The sequence below is a fragment of the Kitasatospora sp. MY 5-36 genome (genome assembly GCF_001182915.1).
Classification (GTDB): domain Bacteria; phylum Actinomycetota; class Actinomycetes; order Streptomycetales; family Streptomycetaceae; genus Kitasatospora.
In genome coordinates, this window is record NZ_LFVW01000085.1 from 12,682 (window position 1) to 29,596 (window position 16,915).

Below are 16,915 nucleotides of genomic sequence, written 5' to 3' on the forward strand. Positions count from 1 at the left end.
ACCTCCAACATGACCGGCTGGACGGGGCCCTGGCCTGCGGAGTTCTCCGCCCCCCGCGCCCCCCGCGTCCTCCGGGGCCGACGCCGGCCTGCCGCCGGGCCCGCCCCTGAACCGTTCCTCTGCTCTTCCATCCACACTCCGTCCGCGTCGGCGAGAGTGGGCAAGAGTGTGGCAGATCGCCCGGCCCTCCTTCACCGCCGCGATCCGGTTCACTCCGGTCGGGCCGCCATCAGGAACACATCGACGACCCGGCCGGAGGGAGGCGGATCCGGCGGGAACCCTCAGACCACCGGTCGGTCAGTTCGGGGACACCACGTCCCAAAGCTGACGCGGGCTGTTGTCGCGGAGCGCCTTCACCACGGGACTGCCGTTGCTCTGCGCCGCGATGACGTAGTCCTCGTCCGTGGCCTCGGCGATGACGTACTTGTCGCCCGTCCGGTCGAGCTGCCAGTGCTGGGTCGGGACGTCGACGTTGCACGGGACGAGCGGGACCTCCGAGCCGGGCTTCATGATCGCCTGGAGGCACTTGTCCGGCTTCGCCTTGGCCTCGACCAGGTACCCGTTGGAGGTCGGGCGGAGGACCCAGTTCTGCCACTCCGTGCCGTTGGCCTGCCAGGTGATGGCGACGGGCCCGTGCTTGGCCGAGTCCAGGAAGCCGTTCACGGCCTCGTTGAAGAAGCGCACTTCCTGGCCCGGGCCCCGCACTCCGCCCGCCTTGACGGGCTCCGCCGCGCCCACCGAGCCGGCGACGGCCAGGGCGGCGGCCGCGACGACGGCCGCCTTCTTGATGCTGAACAAGGATCTCTCCTTCTGCGAGGGTGATTCCTCGAATCGCGCGACCGCACTTCGGGTCACGAACGCGAGGGAACCACTCGCACCGGGCCCCCGCAACGCCGAGTAACCCAGGTGGAGTCAGCGTACGAATCGCATTGCCCCGTCTGCCGCAGCGCGGGGCCGCGCCCGGGCTCCCCCTCCCCCCGGCGCAGTCCCTCGGCCGAGCCGGGACGCCGCGCTCGCGGCACCGGGGCAGGGCCGGTGATTCCCCATCGCCCCATTGCACCAATCATATTGGCGCATCATCAGAGAAAGGCCTGATCTCATCCTCTGCGAATTCCCGGAACGGAAGCCGGTTTTCCGCCACCGGGGGCCGGGGTAGGGCCGAGACGTTCGCATCCCGACCGTTTCATCATCACGGCGGGCGCGAAATCCTTGATGCTTTCTTATCGGAAGGACACCCTCATGCACAGGACCCTCCGCAACGCCCTCGCCACCGTCATCGTGACGGGTGCGCTCACCACCGCCGCCGCTCCCGCCGCCCTGGCCGCCGAGCAGACGCCGCCGACCGCGGGGGTGCAGGCAGAGCTCCGCAACCCGAAGACGATCAAGGTGGCCGACTACAACCAGGCCCGCGGCACCCTGATCAACGCCGGCAGCAAGACCGCCGCCAAGTCCCACCCGGCGCACGGCACGAAGGACGTCCCGGTCTCCCACGGCGTCAGCCTGCTGGCGGAGGCCCGCGACGAGTTCCGCGCCGCCGACAAGAACCTGCCGGCGAGCCAGAAGAGGTCCGACATGTCGATCCCGCACTACAACGCCATCCACAACGCGGCCAACACGATGCACATCGACACGTGGTGACACCGCCCCGCTGAGCCCGAACGCCCCGGCCCTCCCCCGGACTTCGGGGGAGGGCCGGGCCGGCCTCAGCCCTCCGGGGGCTTGGGCTCCTCCCGGGGCGCGCTCAGGCTGCCGTCCGGGTGGACGTCGAAGACCGTGAGCTTCTTGCGGCCGGTGATGGTGATCCGGTCCGGGCCGGACCAGTCGGCGCGCACGAAGTCGCCGCCCCGGGTGTCCCAGATCCCCATGCTCCAGTGGCGGGCCGACCAGCCGCTGCCGGCCACCAGCTCCACCCGGTAGACCGGGTCGATCGAGGCCACGTTGGTCATGGTCAGCACCCGGTCCGGGTGGCCCGGGGCGGCCGTCCGCGCGGTCCGCCCCTCGCCGCTCACGAGCGCCAGGAACGCGATCAGCGGCCCACCGAAGACCAGCGCCACCATGGCGACGGCGCAGCCGATCTGCGACACCCAGGTCCGGAACTCCATCCCGATGTACAACGCGACGGCGGTCAGCACGACCGCCGTCCCGACCAGCAGGACCGGGTGGTCGAGCCAGCGCTCGACCACCACGAGCCCTCCCGACCGGGACTCGTACCGACCCACCGCGTAGGCCAGCAGCGCCAGGAGCGCCGCCCCTCCGAGCCCCCACACGATCCTTCTGCGGCGTACCGCTGTCACCTTCGCCCCCCGGCGGTTCTTGACCGAACTTTGGCGCGGACCCTACTACAGGCCCGCTACCGCGGCCGGGGCGTGGACGACGGGCCGGCCGGCGTCCCGTCCTCGCCCACGGTGAAGACCTCGATCTCCTTCTCCAAGGTCACCGTGATCCGGCCCGGACCGGACCACTCGGCCCTGACGAAGCCGTCGTCCTCCTCCCAGGTGCCGAGGCCCCAGTGACGGGCCGACCAGCCGCTGCCGGCCACCAGCTCCACCCGGTAGACCGGATCGATCGAGAAGGCGACGTCGGTGACGCTCAGCACGTGGTCGGAGCGGCTCGGGTCGGGCTTGCGGTCGACCAGCCGGCCGTCGCCGCCGAAGACGTACGCCAGGCCGCCGACCGCCGCCCCGATGACGAGCAGCGGCGACAGGACGGCCGCGAAACCGATCTGCGCCCACCTGGTGCGGAACTCGACCTGGGCCACCGCCGAGGCCATGGCCAGGGTGACGGCCGTGCCGAGCAGCAGCACCGGGTGGTTCAGCCAGCGTTCGACCTCGACCAGCCCGCCCTGGCGGGAGGAGAAGTAGCCCGGCAGGTACACCAGGAAGGCCGCCAGCGCCGCGCCACGGAGCCACCAGACGACCTGCCCGCGGCGCGTCACCGTCATTTGCTCCCCCCGGAGTTGCCCTTTGCCGGGACTTTACTACGGGGGTGCCGGGCGGCCCGGACGGCGGGTGCTCCGCTGTCCGGGCCGCCCGGCACCTGGTCACTGCGTACTGGTCACCCGCCCCGCCGGCCGTACCCCCGTCACCGCCGGTAGAAGACGCTCCGCGACCAGAAGTAGCCGACCAGCGTCAGCACGGTGCACCAGGCGAGGGCGATCCAGGCGCTGCTGCCGATCCCGGTGCCCAGCAGCAGCCCGCGCAGGGTCTCGATCATGGGCGTGAAGGGCTGGTACTCGGCGAACCAGCGCAGCGCCGTGGGCATGGAGTCCGTCGGCACGATGGCGCTGCCGATGAAGGGCAGGAACTGCAGCGGCATCGGCATGTTGCTGGCGCTCTCGACCGTCTTGGCCACCAGGCCGATGCCGGCCGATATCCAGGTCAGGGCGATGGTGAGGAAGAGCAGCAGCCCTGCCGCGGCCAGCCACTCCACCGGTCCGGCGTTGGGCCGGAAGCCCATCGCGAGGGCCGTGCCGACCACCAGCACCAGCCCGATCATGGTCTGGATGACGCTGCCGACCACGTGCCCCGCCAGGAAGGCGGAGCGCGATATCGCCATCGTGCGGAAGCGGTTGACGATGCCCTCGGTCATGTCGGTGCAGATGCCGATCGCGGTGACCAGCGCCCCGGACGTGGCCGCCATCAGCACGATGCCGGGCGTGACGTAGTCGATGTAGTGGCCGCCGCCGATGCCGGCGCCCAGCGTGCTGCCGTAGGCGTAGTTGAAGAGCAGCAGCATCATGACCGGCGTCACCACGACCGCGAAGGTCAGGGACGGGTACCGCAGCGCGTGCTTGAGGTTGCGGCGCAGCATGGTCAGCGAGTCGCCGAGCGCGTGGCCGGCGGTACTGGTGGCTGTACGCGTGGCCGTGTGCGTGGCCGTGCTCATCGCGTGCCCTCCCCGGTCAGTTGGAGGAACACGTCGTCCAGGTCGGCCGTCTCCACGACCAGTGACTCGGCCTGCACGGACGCGTTGTCGAGGGCGTCCAGCACGGCCTTCACCGTGAGGACGGAGTTGTCCCCCGGGATCTCCAGCCGCAGTGCCTCGGTGTCGGCCGTGGCGTACGGGAACAGGACGGCGGCGGCGGCCAGCGAGCCGGCGGCGGTGAACCGGAGCCGGATCCGCCCGCCGGGGGCGTACCGCTTCAGCTCCTCGGCCGTGCCCTCGGCGACGATCCGGCCGCCGTCCAGGACGGCTATCCGGTCGGCGAGTTGGTCGGCCTCCTCCAGGTACTGGGTGGTGAGGAAGATCGTCACCCCGTGGTCGGCGACCAGGCTCCGGATGATCTCCCACATGGTGCGCCGGCTGCGCGGGTCCAGCCCGGTGGTCGGCTCGTCCAGGAAGATCACCCTCGGGTCCCCGACCAGGGTCATCGCGAGGTCGAGCTTGCGCCGCATGCCGCCGGAGAAGGTGGCGACGGCCTCGCGGGACGCCTCGGTGAGGTCGAAGCGCCGCAGCAGCTCCTCGGCCCGCCTCCGCCCCTCCCGACGGCGGAGGTGGTTGAGGTCGGCCATCAGCAGCAGGTTCTCCTCGGCGGTGAGCAGGTTGTCCCCCGCGGAGAACTGGCCCGTCACCCCGATCGCCTTCCGCACCCCGTCCGCCTCGCGTTCCACGTCGTGCCCGGCCACCCGGGCCGAGCCGCCGTCGGCGGGGATCAGGGTGGAGAGGATCTGCACGGTGGTGGTCTTGCCGGCGCCGTTGGGCCCGAGCAGGGCGAACACGCTGCCCGCCGGGATCTCCAGGTCGATGCCCCGCAGGACCGCCTTGTCCCCGTAGGACTTGGTGAGCCCCGTCGCCGAGACCGCCGGGAGCGAACGGACCGCCGCGTCCGCCGGGGCCGCCGCGTTCGCCGCCATCACGCCCGCCGGACGATGACGTTGCCGACCTGGGTGCGGCCGCGGACCTCGACCGTCTCCACCGCGTCGCCCGGGCCCTTGGTGGGGCCGAGGTCGTTGCGGACGCCGCCGACCTTGCTGTGCACGTCGAGCCAGGCCGCCGTGCCCTCCGCGATGCCGACCTCCACGTCCCCCACGCTGGTCTGCAGGGTGACCTGGCCGCGGACCACCCGGCCGACCCGGATGTGGCCGTGCGCCGACTTGGCGGTCACGTTCCCCTCAGCCTGGCCGACGTGGATCCGGCCGTTGGAGGCGTTGGCGTGCAGCTCGCCGCGGACCTCGTCGATCTCGGTGTCGCCGCTGCTGTTCTTGACCGTCAGCCGGCCGCCGACGGAGCCGATCTCGATCCGGCCGGCTCCGGAGACCTCGGCGTCCCAGGCCGTCCCGCCGAGCCGGATGTCCCCGAAGCCGCTGTCGAGCCGGGCGCTGTCGGCGTGCTCGACCTGGATCCGGCCGAGCGAGGTCTTCAGCCGGCAGGCGCCGAGCGCCCCCTCGGTGACGAACTCGGCCATCGGGGACTCGCTGTGGACCTCGGAGCCGACCGGCAGCTCGACCAGGATCTCGACCGCGCCCTTCTTGCCGCTGAAGACGGAGCGCTGCTTGGGGGCCTTGATGCCGAGCCGGCCACCCGAGAAGTCGACCTGGGTCTGCTCGGCGGCCTTGACGTCCGCCTCCTTGGCCGGGTTGGCGGGCCGGACCTCGACCACGGCGTCGGTGCGCTTGCTCGCCTTGATCCAGACCGAGCCGATGTCGAACTCGAGGATGGCGGAGATCGGTCCGTCGGTCTCGTACGTAGGCATGGCTGTCCCGTCCTCTTGACTCGTGTGGGTGTCCCCGCTGGTCGGAGCGGGGGTGACGTCGAAGGTGCAGAAGGTGGTGCGGGAGGTGCTGCGGGCGCTACGAAGCTGTCAGTGGACCCAGCCGGTGAAGCCCTGGCCGCCGATGCTGCGCGGGACCCGGCTGCCCGGGTCGGCGACCGGCCGGCGGGCCGGCTCACCGCCCTCCAGGGCGCCGGCCAGGGCCCGGACCAGCCAGGCGTTGAGCGAGAGGCCGGCCTCGACGGCGGCCTCCTCCGCCCGGGCCTTGAGGTGGGCGGGCAGCCGGAGGTTGATCCGGGCGGTGCCCGTCTCGTCCGACTCCGGCGACACCGGAGGCGCCACCGGTGGCACCACGGGCGGCACGACTGGTGCCACCGGCGCCGACGGTGGTGCCATATCGCCGTGGAAGGCATCCGATCCGGGCGGCGCCGTCACCACGAACTCCGGGTCGAGTCCGCGCAGGCGCACGTCCACCGAGCCGGGGGCGAGGTCGCGGGTGACTTCTCCCATGGCCGCCGACAGCGCGTTGAGCAGGGTGAGCCGCACGGCCGACTCCAGCGGGAGCGTCAGCCGCTCGGCCAGCGCGCGGGCTTCGTCCCCGCCGGTGGCGGCGGCCACCGCGAGCTCGTTCCGGAGGTTTTCCACATATGGCGTGAGGTCCATGGCCGTAAGCATGGCACAGCGGTGGCGCCATGTCGAGCATTTATGGCACCACTGTGGCGCCATCACCCGAACGGCGGTGGCGCCGACCCGCACCGGAACACGGAACCGCCCCGCCGACCCCCGGGAACGAGGGGGTCGACGGGGCGGTTCACCAGGGGAAACGCGGACCGAGGGAAGGTCAGGCCTGCTGCCAGCCCGCCAGGTAGGCGTCGATCTCCCCGGTCAGCCGGGTCTTGCCCGCCCCGTCCAGGAAGGAGGCCTCGACGGCGTTGCGGGCCAGCCCCGCCACCCCGGCCTCGTCCAGGCCCAGCAGCCGCGCCGCCACCGCGTACTCGGTGTTGAGGTCGGTGCCGAACATCGGCGGGTCGTCGCTGTTGACCGTCACCAGCAGTCCGGCGTCCACCATCCGCTTGATCGGGTGGTCCTCGATCCGCTCCACGGCCCGGGTGGCGATGTTGGAGGTCGGGCAGACCTCCAGCGGGATGCGGTGCTCGCCCAGGTAATCGAGCAGCGCCGGGTCCTTCACCGCCTGGGTGCCGTGCCCGATGCGCTCGGCGCCGAGCATCCGGATCGCGTCCCAGACCGTCTCCGGCCCGGTGGTCTCGCCCGCGTGCGGCACGCTGTGCAGGCCGGCCGCCCGGGCCCGGTCGAAGTACGGCTTGAACTGCGGGCGCGGCACGCCGATCTCCGGGCCGCCCAGGCCGAAGCTGACCAGGCCCTCGGGGCCCAGCTCGGTGGCCAGCCGGGCGGTCTCCTCGGCGGACCGCAGCCCGGCCTCGCCCGGGATGTCGAAGCACCAGCGCAGCACCACGCCGAGCTCCTTCTCGGCGCGCAGCCGGGCGTCCTCGATCGCCTCCATGAAGGCGACCTCGGGGATGCCCCGGCGGACCGAGGAGTACGGGGTGATGGTCAGCTCGGCGTACCGGATGTTCTGCCGGGCCATGTCCTCGGCGACGCCGTAGGTGAGCGCGCGGACGTCCTCGGCGTCCCGGACCAGGTCCACCACGCTGAGGTAGACCTCGATGAAGTGCGCGAAGTCGGTGAAGGTGAAGTACTCGGCGAGCGCCGCCGGGTCGGTCGGCACCTTGGAGTTCCCGGCGTACCGGGCGGCCAGCTCCGCGACGACGCGCGGCGAGGCCGAGCCGACGTGGTGGACGTGCAGCTCCGCCTTGGGCATCCCGGCGATGAACGCCTCGATGCTCCGGTCGGTGGAGCCGATCCGGCTGGTGTGGGGGACGATCCGACTTCCGTCCGGCTGGACCACGGTGGTTCCCTTCTTCCTTCTCCGTGCTTCTACGCGCGTATCGCGAAGTTCGGCCCAGGATAGGCCCACGCCGGGGGCGCCGTCCCCGGATCACCCCCCGAGCGCGACCGCCACGGTGTGGATCAGCAGCCCGGCCAGGGCGCCGACCACGGTGCCGTTGATCCGGATGAACTGGAGGTCGCGGCCGACGTTGGCCTCGATCTTGCGGGAGGCGTCGTCGGCGTCCCAACCCGCCACCGTCTCGGAGATCAGCGAGGTGATCTCGGTGCGGTAGGTGTCGACCAGGTACTGGGCGGCGTCCTGGAGCCAGCCGTCCACCTTGGCCTGGAGCTTGGGGTCGGTGGCCAGGCGCTCGCCGAAGCGGCGCACGCCGTCGCGGATGCGCCGGCGCAGTTCGCTGTCCTCGTCCTCGGCCGCGCCCATCACCAGGGTGCGCACGGCCGCCCAGGTGGAGTTGATCAGGTCCTGCACCTCGGGGCGGGCCAGCAGCTCGCCCTTGGCCCGCTCGACCCGGGCGATGGTCTCCGGATCGGTCTGCAGCTCGGTCGCGAAGTCGGCGAGGAAGTTGTCGATCGCGCCGCGGGCCGGGTGGTCCGGGTCGTCCCGGATCTCGGTGACGAAGCGCATCAGCTCCTTGTAGACCCGCTCGCCGACCTGGTGGTCGATGAACTTGGGCGTCCAGCCCGGGGTCTTCTGGGTGACCTTCTGGACCACCTCCTCGTGGTTGGTGGTCAGCCAGCCGTGCGCCCGGACGGCGACCAGGTCCACCACCCCGTGGTGCCCGCCGTCCGCGACCACCTTGCCGAGCATCCGGCCCATCGGCTCGGCAACCGAGGTGGCCGCGGCCCGCCTGGTCACCGCCTCGGCGACCACCGCCCGCACGTCGTCGTCGCGGAGCACCGCGAGCAGGCCGCGCAGCGCCGCCGAGGCCTCCTTGGTGACCCGCTCGGCGCTGCCCGGCGCGGCCAGCCACTCCCCCAGCCGGCGGCCGATGCCGAGCGCCGCCAGGCGGCCGCGGACCACGTGGCCGGAGAGGAAGTTCTCGCCGACGAACTCGCCGAGCGAGCGGCCGAAGGCGTCCTTCTTGGTCGGGATGATCGCGGTGTGCGGGATCGGCAGGCCGAACGGCCGGCGGAACAGCGCGGTCACCGCGAACCAGTCGGCCAGCGCGCCGACCATGCCCGCTTCGGCGGCGGCCGCCACGTACCCGGCCCAGGGGCCGGCGCCGGCCGCCTTGGCCCAGGTGGCCAGGGCGAAGACCAGGGTCGCGAAGGCCAGCAGGCCGGTCGCGATGGTCTTCATCCGGCGGACGCCGCGTCTCTTCTCCTCGTCGGCCGCGGTGAACCGGACTCCGGGGCCGGTCCCGCTGAAGGCATCGTCACTCACCCCGCCAGTCTGCCCGTTGCCCGGCGCGGACGGGGGCGCGCATCGCGATCACGCGCCCCGGGGGCCTCACGGGGCCGGGCGAGGAGGGGCCTCACTCCCCGCCCAGCACCATCCGCCGCACCTCCGCGCCCGCCCAGCGCTTCGGGTCCGTGCACCGCCGCCCGTCCAGCAGCACCCGCACCCCCGGCAGGTCCACCGGCGCCAGGTCCCGGTACTCCGGGTGGTCCGCCTGCAGCACCGCCGCCACCACCGGCTCCCCGCCGTACGGCGGCAGCCCGAGCGCCGCCAGCTCCTCCGCCTCGTACAGCGGGTCGCTGACGTACGGCCGCGCGCCCGCCGACCGCACCGCCTCGACCAGCGGGAACACCCCGGAGTACGCCGTCTCCTTGACCCCGCCCCGGTACGAGGCGCCGAGCACCAGCACGCCCTGCCCGGCGATCCCGCCCGGCACCGCGCCCGCCAGCACGCCCACCGCGTACCCCGGCACCGCCAGGTTGGCCTCGCGCGCCGCCCGGACCACCGTCGCCCCCGGGTCGTTCCACAGGTACAGCCGCGGGTACACCGGGATGCAGTGCCCGCCGACCGCGATGCCCGGCCGGTGCAGGTGGCTGTACGGCTGCGAGTTGCAGGCGTCGGCGATCTCCGCGAAGTCCACCCCGACCTCGTCCGCGTAGCGGGCGAACTGGTTGGCCAGCGCGATGTTCACGTCCCGGTACGTGGTCTCGGCGAGCTTGCTGAACTCGGCCGCCTCCACCGAGGCCAGCTCCCAGACGCCGTTGGGCCGGGGCAGGTCGGGGCGCGGGTCGAAGTCCAGCACCGCCCGGTAGAACTCGGCGCCGCGCCGGGTGGAGGACGCGTCCAGGCCGCCGACCAGCTTGGGGTAGCGCCGCAGGTCCGCGAAGACCCGTCCGGTGCGGACCCGCTCCGGGCTGAACACCAGCGCGAAGTCCGTCCCGGCCGCGAGACCCGACCGGGCCGACAGCCGCGGCGCCCAGCGCTCCCTGGTGGTGCCGACCGGCAGGGTGGTCTCGTAGCTGACCAGGGTGCCCCGGCGCAGCCCGGCCGCGACGGCGTCGGTGGCCGCGTCCAGCAGGGCGAAGTCCGGGCTGCCGTCGGCGGCGGTGACCAGCGGGACGACCACGACGACGGCCTCGGCCCGGGCGACCGCGGCCGCGGTGTCGGTGGTGGCCCGCAGCAGGCCCTCGGCGACGACCCGCTTGAGCGCCTGGTCCAGGCCCGCCTCCCGGGGGAACGGCGGCACGCCCCGGTTGACGCTGTCCACCACGCCCGGCGCGATGTCCGCGCCGGTCACCCGGTGGCCCTTCAGCGCGAACTGCACCGCCAGTGGCAGGCCCAGCTTGCCCAGCCCGACCACGCAGACGTCCAGGCTCATCCCCGTCCTCCGTTCACCGAGTCGGCCAGCCGGCGCCACGCCGGGTTCCTCCGCAGCCCGCGCCGCACCTGCTCCGGGACGAGACCGCGCCACAGCTGCCGCGCCAGGTCCAGCGGCCCGGCGGCCGCCTCGACCTCCGCCACCGCCGCCTCCTCGCGCAGCAGGAACAGCTCGTCCGGCAGACCGAGCCGGGCGTCCCGGAACGCCGGGTAGCCCGCGTACTGCCGCCGTCCGTCCACCACCACCGGCGGATCGCCGTGCGCCGCCTCGTAGCGGACCTGGTCGCGCAGCGCCTCCGGCCGTACCGCGCAGGCGAGTTCGAGCCGCACCCGCTCGGCGACCGGCAGCCGGTGGTACACCTCGCGGGCGCCGAACCGCTCGACCAGCCGGGCGGTCTCGACGCACACCCGCTCCTGCATGTCCGCGGTCAGCAGCAGGAAGCCCTCCCGCAGCAGCCGCGGCACGTCCCAGCCGAAGCTGCGGGCCCGGATGGCGTCCAACTCCTCGCCCGGCTCGGCCAGTTCGACGGCCACCTGCTGCAGCGCGGCGATCCCGCGCAGCCGGTCCAGCACCCCGGCCCGCTCGGTGACGTTGCCCCGGTCCTCGCGCAGCACCAGGAAGTAGCAGTCGTAGGAGGCGAGGACGGACACCCTGGCCGCCCGCAGGCAGGCCTCCAGGGTGAACGGCTGGTCCGAGAAGACCTTCAACCCCTCGTCGCGGCGCAGCCCGTGGCGCCGGACGAGGTCGAGCCGGAACAGCTTGGTGTCGGCCAGCGCCCAGGCCAGCGCGGAGTCGGCGAAGCCCACCGACTCGGCGTCGGCGTGGAAGATCCCCTGCGGCACCAGCCGCCCGTTCACCCCGACCTGCTTGGGCACCACCACGTCCGAGCCCCAGGCGTCGGCGGCCGTGACCAGCCGCTCCAGCGCCTCCTCGCCGAGCCAGTCGTCCGCGCCGAGGAACAGCACGTAGCGGCCGCGGGCCAGCTCCAGGCCGCGGTTGGTCGGGCCGGCCGGGCCGCCCGAGTTGGACTGGTGCACCACCGTGAACAGCCCGGGGTGGCGGGCGGCGTACTCGTCCAGCAGCTCCCCGCCGCCGTCCGTGGAGCCGTCGTCCACCGCCACCACCTCCAGCCGCCCCGGCGCCAGGGACTGCCCGACCAGCGAGTCCAGGCAGGCGGTGAGGTACGGCATGGTGTTGTAGACCGCGACCACCACGGTCACGTCGGGTACGGCCATCGGGTGGCGGGCCTCCGGTTCCGGACATCGGCGAGTGATGCCGGGTCAACTCACGGTGGGGGCCGGGGGTCACGACGATCACCCACACCGGTGACGCGGAACCGAACGCACCCCCGGCCGTCGCACGGGTGAGCGACGACCGGGGAGGCGAACCGGCCCCGGCACCCGTCAGCCGATCGCGACCTCCGCGTACATCCGGGCGATCACGTCCTCGATGGCCGGCTCGCGCACCGACAGGTCCACCAGCGGGTAGCGCGCGGCGACCGCCGCTACGATCGGCGCGGCGCTCTCCTGGGCCGGGAAGGCCAGCCACTGGCGCGGCCCCTCGACCCGGGTGACCCGGGCCCCGGGCACCTCGACCGGGTGCCCGAGTTCCTGCGCGAGGTCCACCACCAGCGTCCGCTCGCTGCGGCCGGTGGCGTGCAGCCCCTCCAGCCCGCCGTCGTACACCAGCCGGCCGTGGTCGATCACCATCACCCGGCCGCAGAGCTGCTCGATGTCGGTCAGGTCGTGGGTGGTGAGCAGCACGGTGGTGCCCCGGTCCCGGTTGACCTCGCGCAGGAACTCCCGCACCCGGCCCTTGCTGACCACGTCCAGGCCGATGGTCGGCTCGTCCAGGTAGAGCACCCGGGGGTCGTGCAGCAGCGCCGCCGCGAGGTCGCCGCGCATCCGCTGGCCGAGCGAGAGCTGGCGCACCGGGGTGTCCAACAGCCCGCCGAGGTCGAGCAGTTCGACGCAGCGGTCGAGGTTCTCGCGGTACCGGGCGTCGGGGATCCGGTAGATCCGGCGGGCGAGCTCGAAGGAGTCGCGCAGCGGCAGGTCCCACCAGAGGGTGGTGCGCTGGCCGAAGACGACGCCGATCCGGCGGGCCAGCGCGACGCGCTCCCGGGCCGGGTCGACCCCGGCCACCCGCAGCCGTCCGGAGCTGGGGACGAGGATGCCGGTGAGCATCTTGATGGTGGTGGACTTGCCGGCCCCGTTGGGCCCGATGTAGCCGACGCACTCGCCGGCCTCGACGGTGAAGCCGAGCCCGTCCACCGCGCGGACCTCGCGCCTGGCCCGGCTGAACCGGCCGGTGCGGGTCCGCACGGTGAAGGTGCGGTGGACGTCCTGCAGTTCGATCAGTGCCATGGGGTTCCTCACGAAGCGAAGCGAAGCGGCGGGGGTTCAGCTGCCGGTGCCGCGGTAGGCGCGCAGCCCGGCCCGCCAGGCGAGTCCGGCGGCGAGGACGCAGACCGCGGCGGCGACCGGGGAGGCGAACTGGAAGGCGGTGGGCAGGCCGAGCGGGTCGGGCCGGTCGAGGATGCGCAGCGTGGGCAGCCAGTTGACGAAGGCCAGCGGGACGCCGAAGACCACCGCGGCGACCAGCTCCTTGGCGAAGATCGTCGGCGGGTAGTGCAGCAGGGTCGCGCCGCCGTAGGTGAAGGAGTTCTGGATCTCCTTGGACTCGCCCCACCAGAACTGGACGGTGGCGCCGCCGACGTAGACCGCGCCGAAGATGACGGTGCCGCAGAGCAGCAGGACGGGCACCAGCAGCACCCGGTCCCAGGTCCAGTGCACGTCCAGGGCGGTCAGCGACCAGACCAGCACGGCGACGGCCTGGAGCGGGCGGCCGAGCCGGCGCAGCGTGAAGCGTTCCGCGCACAGCTGGGAGAGCGCGGGCGCGGGCCGGATCAGCATGGTGTCCAGCGAGCCGCTCCGGATCCGCGCGCCCAGGCCCTCGGCCGAGCCGACCAGCAGGTTGGCCGTGCCGAGCGAGAAGGCCGCGGTGGCGTAGAGGAAGGCGGTCTCCGGCAGGCTCCAGCCGCCGAGCCGGTCGGTGTGCCGGAACATGATCACCAGCACCACGAAGTCGAGGGAGTGGGTGACCAGGCTGGCCACCAGGTTCAGGGCGAAGGAGGCCCGGTAGGCCATCATCGAGCGCATCCACATCCGGGCGCAGAGCCACCAGGAGCGCAGCGCCCAGGCGGTGCGGGGCCCGAGGGGCTCGCGGGGCCCGAAGGAGTCGCGGGGCCCGAGGGGCTGCCGCACGAACTGCTCAGCCACCCTGCACCACCACCCTGCGGGTGGCCAGCCACTGGGCGCCCCGCCCGGCGGCGAGCAGCACCGCGGCCCAGCCGAGCTGGAAGCCGAGCGGCCCGAGCAGCGCGGCGCCGCCGGTCCGCTCCAGGAAGACGTCGGTGGGGACGTTCACCAGCGCCGACCAGGGCAGCACCCGGCCGAGGTCGCCGAGCCAGCCGGGGAACAGCGCGACCGGCAGCAGCATCCCGGAGAAGAACATCGAGACCACCAGCATCACCGAGCGCACCCCCTCCGAGTCGTGCAGCCAGAAGCCGGTGATCGAGACCAGGAAGCGCAGCCCGAAGCTGACGATCACCGCGAGCAGCACGGAGAGCAGGAAGAACGCCCAGGTCAGCGGGTGTTCGGGCAGCCGGATGCGGAACACCAGCGCGCCGATCAGCATCGGCACGGTGCCGCGCACCAGCGCCTGGAAGCCGGCCCGGCCGAGGTCGGAGGCCAGCCACCAGCCCTGGAAGTCGACCGGGCGGTAGAGGTCGACGGCGATGTCGCCGCTGCGGAAGCGGTCCTGGAGATCGTCCTGGAAGCCGCCGCCCCACACCGCGACGGTGACCAGCAGGCTCTGGCTGACCCAGATGTACGTGACGGCCTGGCTCTGGTCGTAGCCGCCGAGGCCGGGGCGGGCCTGCCAGAGGGCGAGGAAGGAGGAGGCCAGGATGATGCCGAAGACGGTGTTGGTGAAGGTGCCGGCCACGGTGGCGGCCCGGTAGGTGGAGTAGCGGCGGAAGGCGCCGCGGGCAACGGCGGCGTAGAGCATATTGTCTCCTTGTCGACAAATGTGGGCAGAGGGAGGCGCCCCTCGACATCCGCGCACGCCCCAGCGGCTCCGACCGGCCGTACCCGGGGGGTGCCGGGCCTGGCGGGCGGAGCTGCGGAAGTCGGTGCGCCGGAAAGCCGGTGCACTGGAAGGCCAGTGCGCCGAAAAGTCGGTGCGCTATGCGGTTTTCACCTTTCACCGTACCTCCGGCCCGCACCACCCGCACCCGGTTTTTCCGACCTGAGCCGACGTCAAATAGCAGATAATCTCGGCATGACCTTGAGCACCCGCCGCCAGGCCAAACGGGCCGCCCGCCGCGAGGCCCGCCGCGCCCTCCCGCTCTGGCGCCGGCTCCTGCCCACCTGGCGGATCACCCTCGGCACCCTCACCGCGCTGCTCCTGCTCGCCGCCGGCGGCTTCGCCGTGCTCTACGTCATCGTCCCGGTGCCCGACCCCAACGCCCACGCCGTCGCCCAGAACAACATCTACCTCTACGCCGACGGCACCACCGAGATCGCCCGCACCGGCGCCGTCAACCGCACCGACGTCACCATCGACCAGATCCCGCTCCCGACCCAGCAGGCCGTCGTCTCCGCCGAGGACCGCACCTTCTACCAGAACCGCGGCATCGACCTGAAGGGCATGCTCCGGGCCGGCTGGAACACCCTGCTCGGCAAGGGCATGCAGGGCGGCTCCACCATCACCCAGCAGTACGTCAAGAACTACTACCTCACCCAGGACCGCACCCTCGAGCGCAAGGGCCGCGAACTGCTCATCGCCCTCAAGGTCGACCAGCAGCGCGACAAGCGCGAGATCCTCGCCGGCTACCTCAACAGCAGCTACTTCGGCCGCGGCGCCTACGGCATCCAGAGCGCCGCCCACGCCTACTACGGCGTCGACGTCTCCCAACTCACCCTCGGCCAGGGCGCCTACCTCGCCTCCCTGCTCCAGGCCCCCAGCCTCTACGACGTCAAGACCGCCACCCCCGCCAACCGCGAGAAGGCCGTCGCCCGCTGGAACTACGCCCTCGACGGCATGGTCCAACTCGGCTTCCTCACCCCCGCCGACCGCGCCGCCACCACCTTCCCCGACCCGATCGACCCCCAGCCCGCCACCGGCCTGGCCGGCCAGGCCGGGTACCTGGTCGGCGTCGCCGACGACTACCTCGTCTCCTCCGGCACCATCGACGCCGCCACCCTCAAGGCCGGCGGCTGGCGCATCACCACCACCTTCGACAAGCTCCGGCAGGACGCCTTCGCCAAGGCCGTCCAGGAGCAGCTCACCGGCGAACTCGACCCCCAGGCCCGTCCCACCACCGACACCGACGTCCGGGTCGCCGGCGCCTCCGTCGAACCCGCCACCGGCCGGGTCGTCGCCGTCTACGGCGGCCCCGACTACGCCAAGCAGCCCTACAACGACGCGCTGCGCCAGGACAACCAGATCGGCTCCACCTTCAAGCCCATCGACCTCGCCGCCGGCCTGGTCGCCCAGCACGACCTCGACGGCCGCCCGATCACCACCGAGTCCCGCTACGACGGCACCAGCGAACGCCCCGTCACCGGCGGCCCCACCCCCTACGCCCCGCCCAACGAGGACGGCGTCGACTACGGCAACATCACCCTGCGCTACGCCATGGTGAAGTCCGTCAACTCCGTGTACGCCCAGGAGGGCGTGGACGCCGGACTCGCCCGCGTCCGGGAGACCGCCGTCAGACTCGGCATCCCCGACAGCGTCCGCGGCATGGACCCGGCCAACACCTCGATGACCCTCGGCACCGCCACCCCCAGCGCCCTCGACCTGGCCGGCGCCTACGCCACCATCGCCGACCACGGCCAGGCGCACACCCCCTGGTCCGTCCTCAAACTCGAACGCGTCAACCCCGGCGGCGCCGTCGACGTCCCCAAGATGCCCGAGCACAACCCCACCGACGCCCTCGACCGGGAGATCGCCGACTCCGTCACCGACGTGCTGCGCGACGTCATCAGCCCGCGCGGCACCGGTGCCGCCGCCCTCGACCTCGGCCGCCCCGCCGCCGGCAAGACCGGCACCACCGACTCCAACCTCTCCGCCTGGTTCGCCGGCTACACCCCCGAACTCGCCACCACCGTCGGCCTGTTCCGGGAGAACCCGAAGACCCACGCCAAGGAACCGCTGGCCGGCACCGCCGGACTCAGCCGGATCAACGGCGGCGCCTTCCCCACCCGGATCTGGACCGCCTACACCGCCGCCGCCCTCGACGGCACCCCCACCCAGGACTTCGACCTCCGGACCGGACACGGCGCCACCACCGCCACCCCCTGGCCCGGCGTGTCCGCTAGCAGCAGCCCCAGCGCCACCCCCCCGACCACCGCCCCGGCCGCCGGCGGCGAACCCGCCACCACCGACCCGGCCCCCGGCACGCCCGCCGGCCACACGCCCAGCGCCCCCG

16 protein-coding genes are annotated in these 16,915 nt (G+C 72.9%); 2 read left to right on the plus strand and 14 right to left on the minus strand.

Annotation, left to right across the window (positions count from 1 at the left end; genetic code table 11):
• Window positions 1–297 precede the first annotated feature (297 nt).
• Window positions 298–798: an RICIN domain-containing protein gene (locus AE652_RS07025; RefSeq protein ID WP_049650296.1), complete on the minus strand. Its 501-nt coding sequence runs from the start codon at window positions 796–798 to the stop codon at window positions 298–300.
• 441 nt (window positions 799–1,239) lie between these two features.
• On the opposite strand from AE652_RS07025, the gene AE652_RS47280 reads away from it, so the two are divergent.
• Complete coding sequence (locus tag AE652_RS47280; RefSeq protein ID WP_198959475.1) at window positions 1,240–1,638, plus strand: hypothetical protein; 399 nt, start codon at window positions 1,240–1,242, stop codon at window positions 1,636–1,638.
• A 65-nt stretch (window positions 1,639–1,703) separates the two neighbouring features.
• Here AE652_RS47280 and AE652_RS07035 read toward each other — a convergent pair whose 3' ends face one another.
• The 13 genes from AE652_RS07035 to AE652_RS07095 form a co-directional block, all read right to left on the minus strand.
• A complete protein-coding gene (locus tag AE652_RS07035) occupies window positions 1,704–2,267 on the minus strand; it encodes a hypothetical protein (RefSeq protein ID WP_049650297.1) in 564 nt (187 codons plus the stop codon).
• A gap of 83 nt (window positions 2,268–2,350) precedes the next feature.
• Entirely contained in the window at window positions 2,351–2,941 is a 591-nt protein-coding gene (locus tag AE652_RS07040) for a hypothetical protein (protein ID WP_049650298.1), read from the minus strand.
• Window positions 2,942–3,081: 140 nt separating this feature from the next.
• Window positions 3,082–3,885, minus strand: a complete 804-nt coding sequence (locus AE652_RS07045; RefSeq protein ID WP_049650299.1) for an ABC transporter permease — start codon at window positions 3,883–3,885, stop codon at window positions 3,082–3,084.
• Window positions 3,882–4,853, minus strand: coding sequence for an ATP-binding cassette domain-containing protein (locus AE652_RS07050; protein ID WP_049650300.1), 972 nt, complete (start codon window positions 4,851–4,853; stop codon window positions 3,882–3,884). The genes AE652_RS07045 and AE652_RS07050 overlap by 4 nt, the downstream gene beginning before the upstream one ends.
• On the minus strand, window positions 4,853–5,692 hold the full coding sequence (locus AE652_RS07055) for a DUF4097 family beta strand repeat-containing protein (RefSeq protein ID WP_049650301.1): 840 nt from the start codon (window positions 5,690–5,692) through the stop codon (window positions 4,853–4,855). The genes AE652_RS07050 and AE652_RS07055 overlap by 1 nt, the downstream gene beginning before the upstream one ends.
• Before the next feature lie 108 nt (window positions 5,693–5,800).
• Window positions 5,801–6,373, minus strand: coding sequence for a toxin-antitoxin system HicB family antitoxin (locus AE652_RS07060; protein WP_049650302.1), 573 nt, complete (start codon window positions 6,371–6,373; stop codon window positions 5,801–5,803).
• A 178-nt stretch (window positions 6,374–6,551) separates the two neighbouring features.
• Window positions 6,552–7,592: an adenosine deaminase gene (locus tag AE652_RS07065; RefSeq protein WP_369808275.1), complete on the minus strand. Its 1,041-nt coding sequence runs from the start codon at window positions 7,590–7,592 to the stop codon at window positions 6,552–6,554.
• 135 nt (window positions 7,593–7,727) lie between these two features.
• Window positions 7,728–9,023 (minus strand): DUF445 domain-containing protein, encoded by a 1,296-nt coding sequence (locus AE652_RS07070; RefSeq protein WP_049650303.1) that lies wholly within the window; start codon window positions 9,021–9,023, stop codon window positions 7,728–7,730.
• A gap of 91 nt (window positions 9,024–9,114) precedes the next feature.
• The gene (locus AE652_RS07075) at window positions 9,115–10,410 is read right to left on the minus strand and encodes a nucleotide sugar dehydrogenase (RefSeq protein ID WP_049650311.1); all 1,296 of its coding nucleotides are present in this window, start codon (window positions 10,408–10,410) and stop codon (window positions 9,115–9,117) included.
• Between the two features lie 2 nt (window positions 10,411–10,412).
• A complete protein-coding gene (locus tag AE652_RS47285; RefSeq protein WP_053111993.1) occupies window positions 10,413–11,651 on the minus strand; it encodes a glycosyltransferase in 1,239 nt (412 codons plus the stop codon).
• 168 nt (window positions 11,652–11,819) lie between these two features.
• Window positions 11,820–12,782 carry an ATP-binding cassette domain-containing protein gene (locus tag AE652_RS07085; RefSeq protein ID WP_049650304.1) on the minus strand — a complete coding sequence of 321 codons (963 nt, stop codon included), beginning with the start codon at window positions 12,780–12,782 and terminating at the stop codon, window positions 11,820–11,822.
• A gap of 36 nt (window positions 12,783–12,818) precedes the next feature.
• Entirely contained in the window at window positions 12,819–13,697 is an 879-nt protein-coding gene (locus tag AE652_RS07090) for an ABC transporter permease (protein ID WP_053111994.1), read from the minus strand.
• A complete protein-coding gene (locus tag AE652_RS07095; RefSeq protein WP_049650305.1) occupies window positions 13,690–14,487 on the minus strand; it encodes an ABC-2 family transporter protein in 798 nt (265 codons plus the stop codon). The genes AE652_RS07090 and AE652_RS07095 overlap by 8 nt, the downstream gene beginning before the upstream one ends.
• 273 nt (window positions 14,488–14,760) lie before the next feature.
• On the opposite strand from AE652_RS07095, the gene AE652_RS07100 reads away from it, so the two are divergent.
• Window positions 14,761–16,915, plus strand: a 2,155-nt coding sequence (locus tag AE652_RS07100; protein ID WP_053111995.1) for a transglycosylase domain-containing protein, incomplete at its 3' end; no start/stop codon positions are given.

What these genes read in the sequence shown, in the direction of transcription:
- AE652_RS47280 (WP_198959475.1), top strand. Translation starts at nt 1,240, where the DNA reads ATGCACAGGACCCTCCGCAACGCCCTCGCCACCGTCATCGTGACGGGT.
- AE652_RS07040 (WP_049650298.1), bottom strand. Translation starts at nt 2,941, where the DNA reads ATGACGGTGACGCGCCGCGGGCAGGTCGTCTGGTGGCTCCGTGGCGCG.
- AE652_RS07045 (WP_049650299.1), bottom strand. Translation starts at nt 3,885, where the DNA reads ATGAGCACGGCCACGCACACGGCCACGCGTACAGCCACCAGTACCGCC.
- AE652_RS07050 (WP_049650300.1), bottom strand. Translation starts at nt 4,853, where the DNA reads ATGGCGGCGAACGCGGCGGCCCCGGCGGACGCGGCGGTCCGTTCGCTC.
- AE652_RS07055 (WP_049650301.1), bottom strand. Translation starts at nt 5,692, where the DNA reads ATGCCTACGTACGAGACCGACGGACCGATCTCCGCCATCCTCGAGTTC.
- AE652_RS07060 (WP_049650302.1), bottom strand. Translation starts at nt 6,373, where the DNA reads ATGGACCTCACGCCATATGTGGAAAACCTCCGGAACGAGCTCGCGGTG.
- AE652_RS47285 (WP_053111993.1), bottom strand. Translation starts at nt 11,651, where the DNA reads ATGGCCGTACCCGACGTGACCGTGGTGGTCGCGGTCTACAACACCATG.
- AE652_RS07085 (WP_049650304.1), bottom strand. Translation starts at nt 12,782, where the DNA reads ATGGCACTGATCGAACTGCAGGACGTCCACCGCACCTTCACCGTGCGG.
- AE652_RS07095 (WP_049650305.1), bottom strand. Translation starts at nt 14,487, where the DNA reads ATGCTCTACGCCGCCGTTGCCCGCGGCGCCTTCCGCCGCTACTCCACC.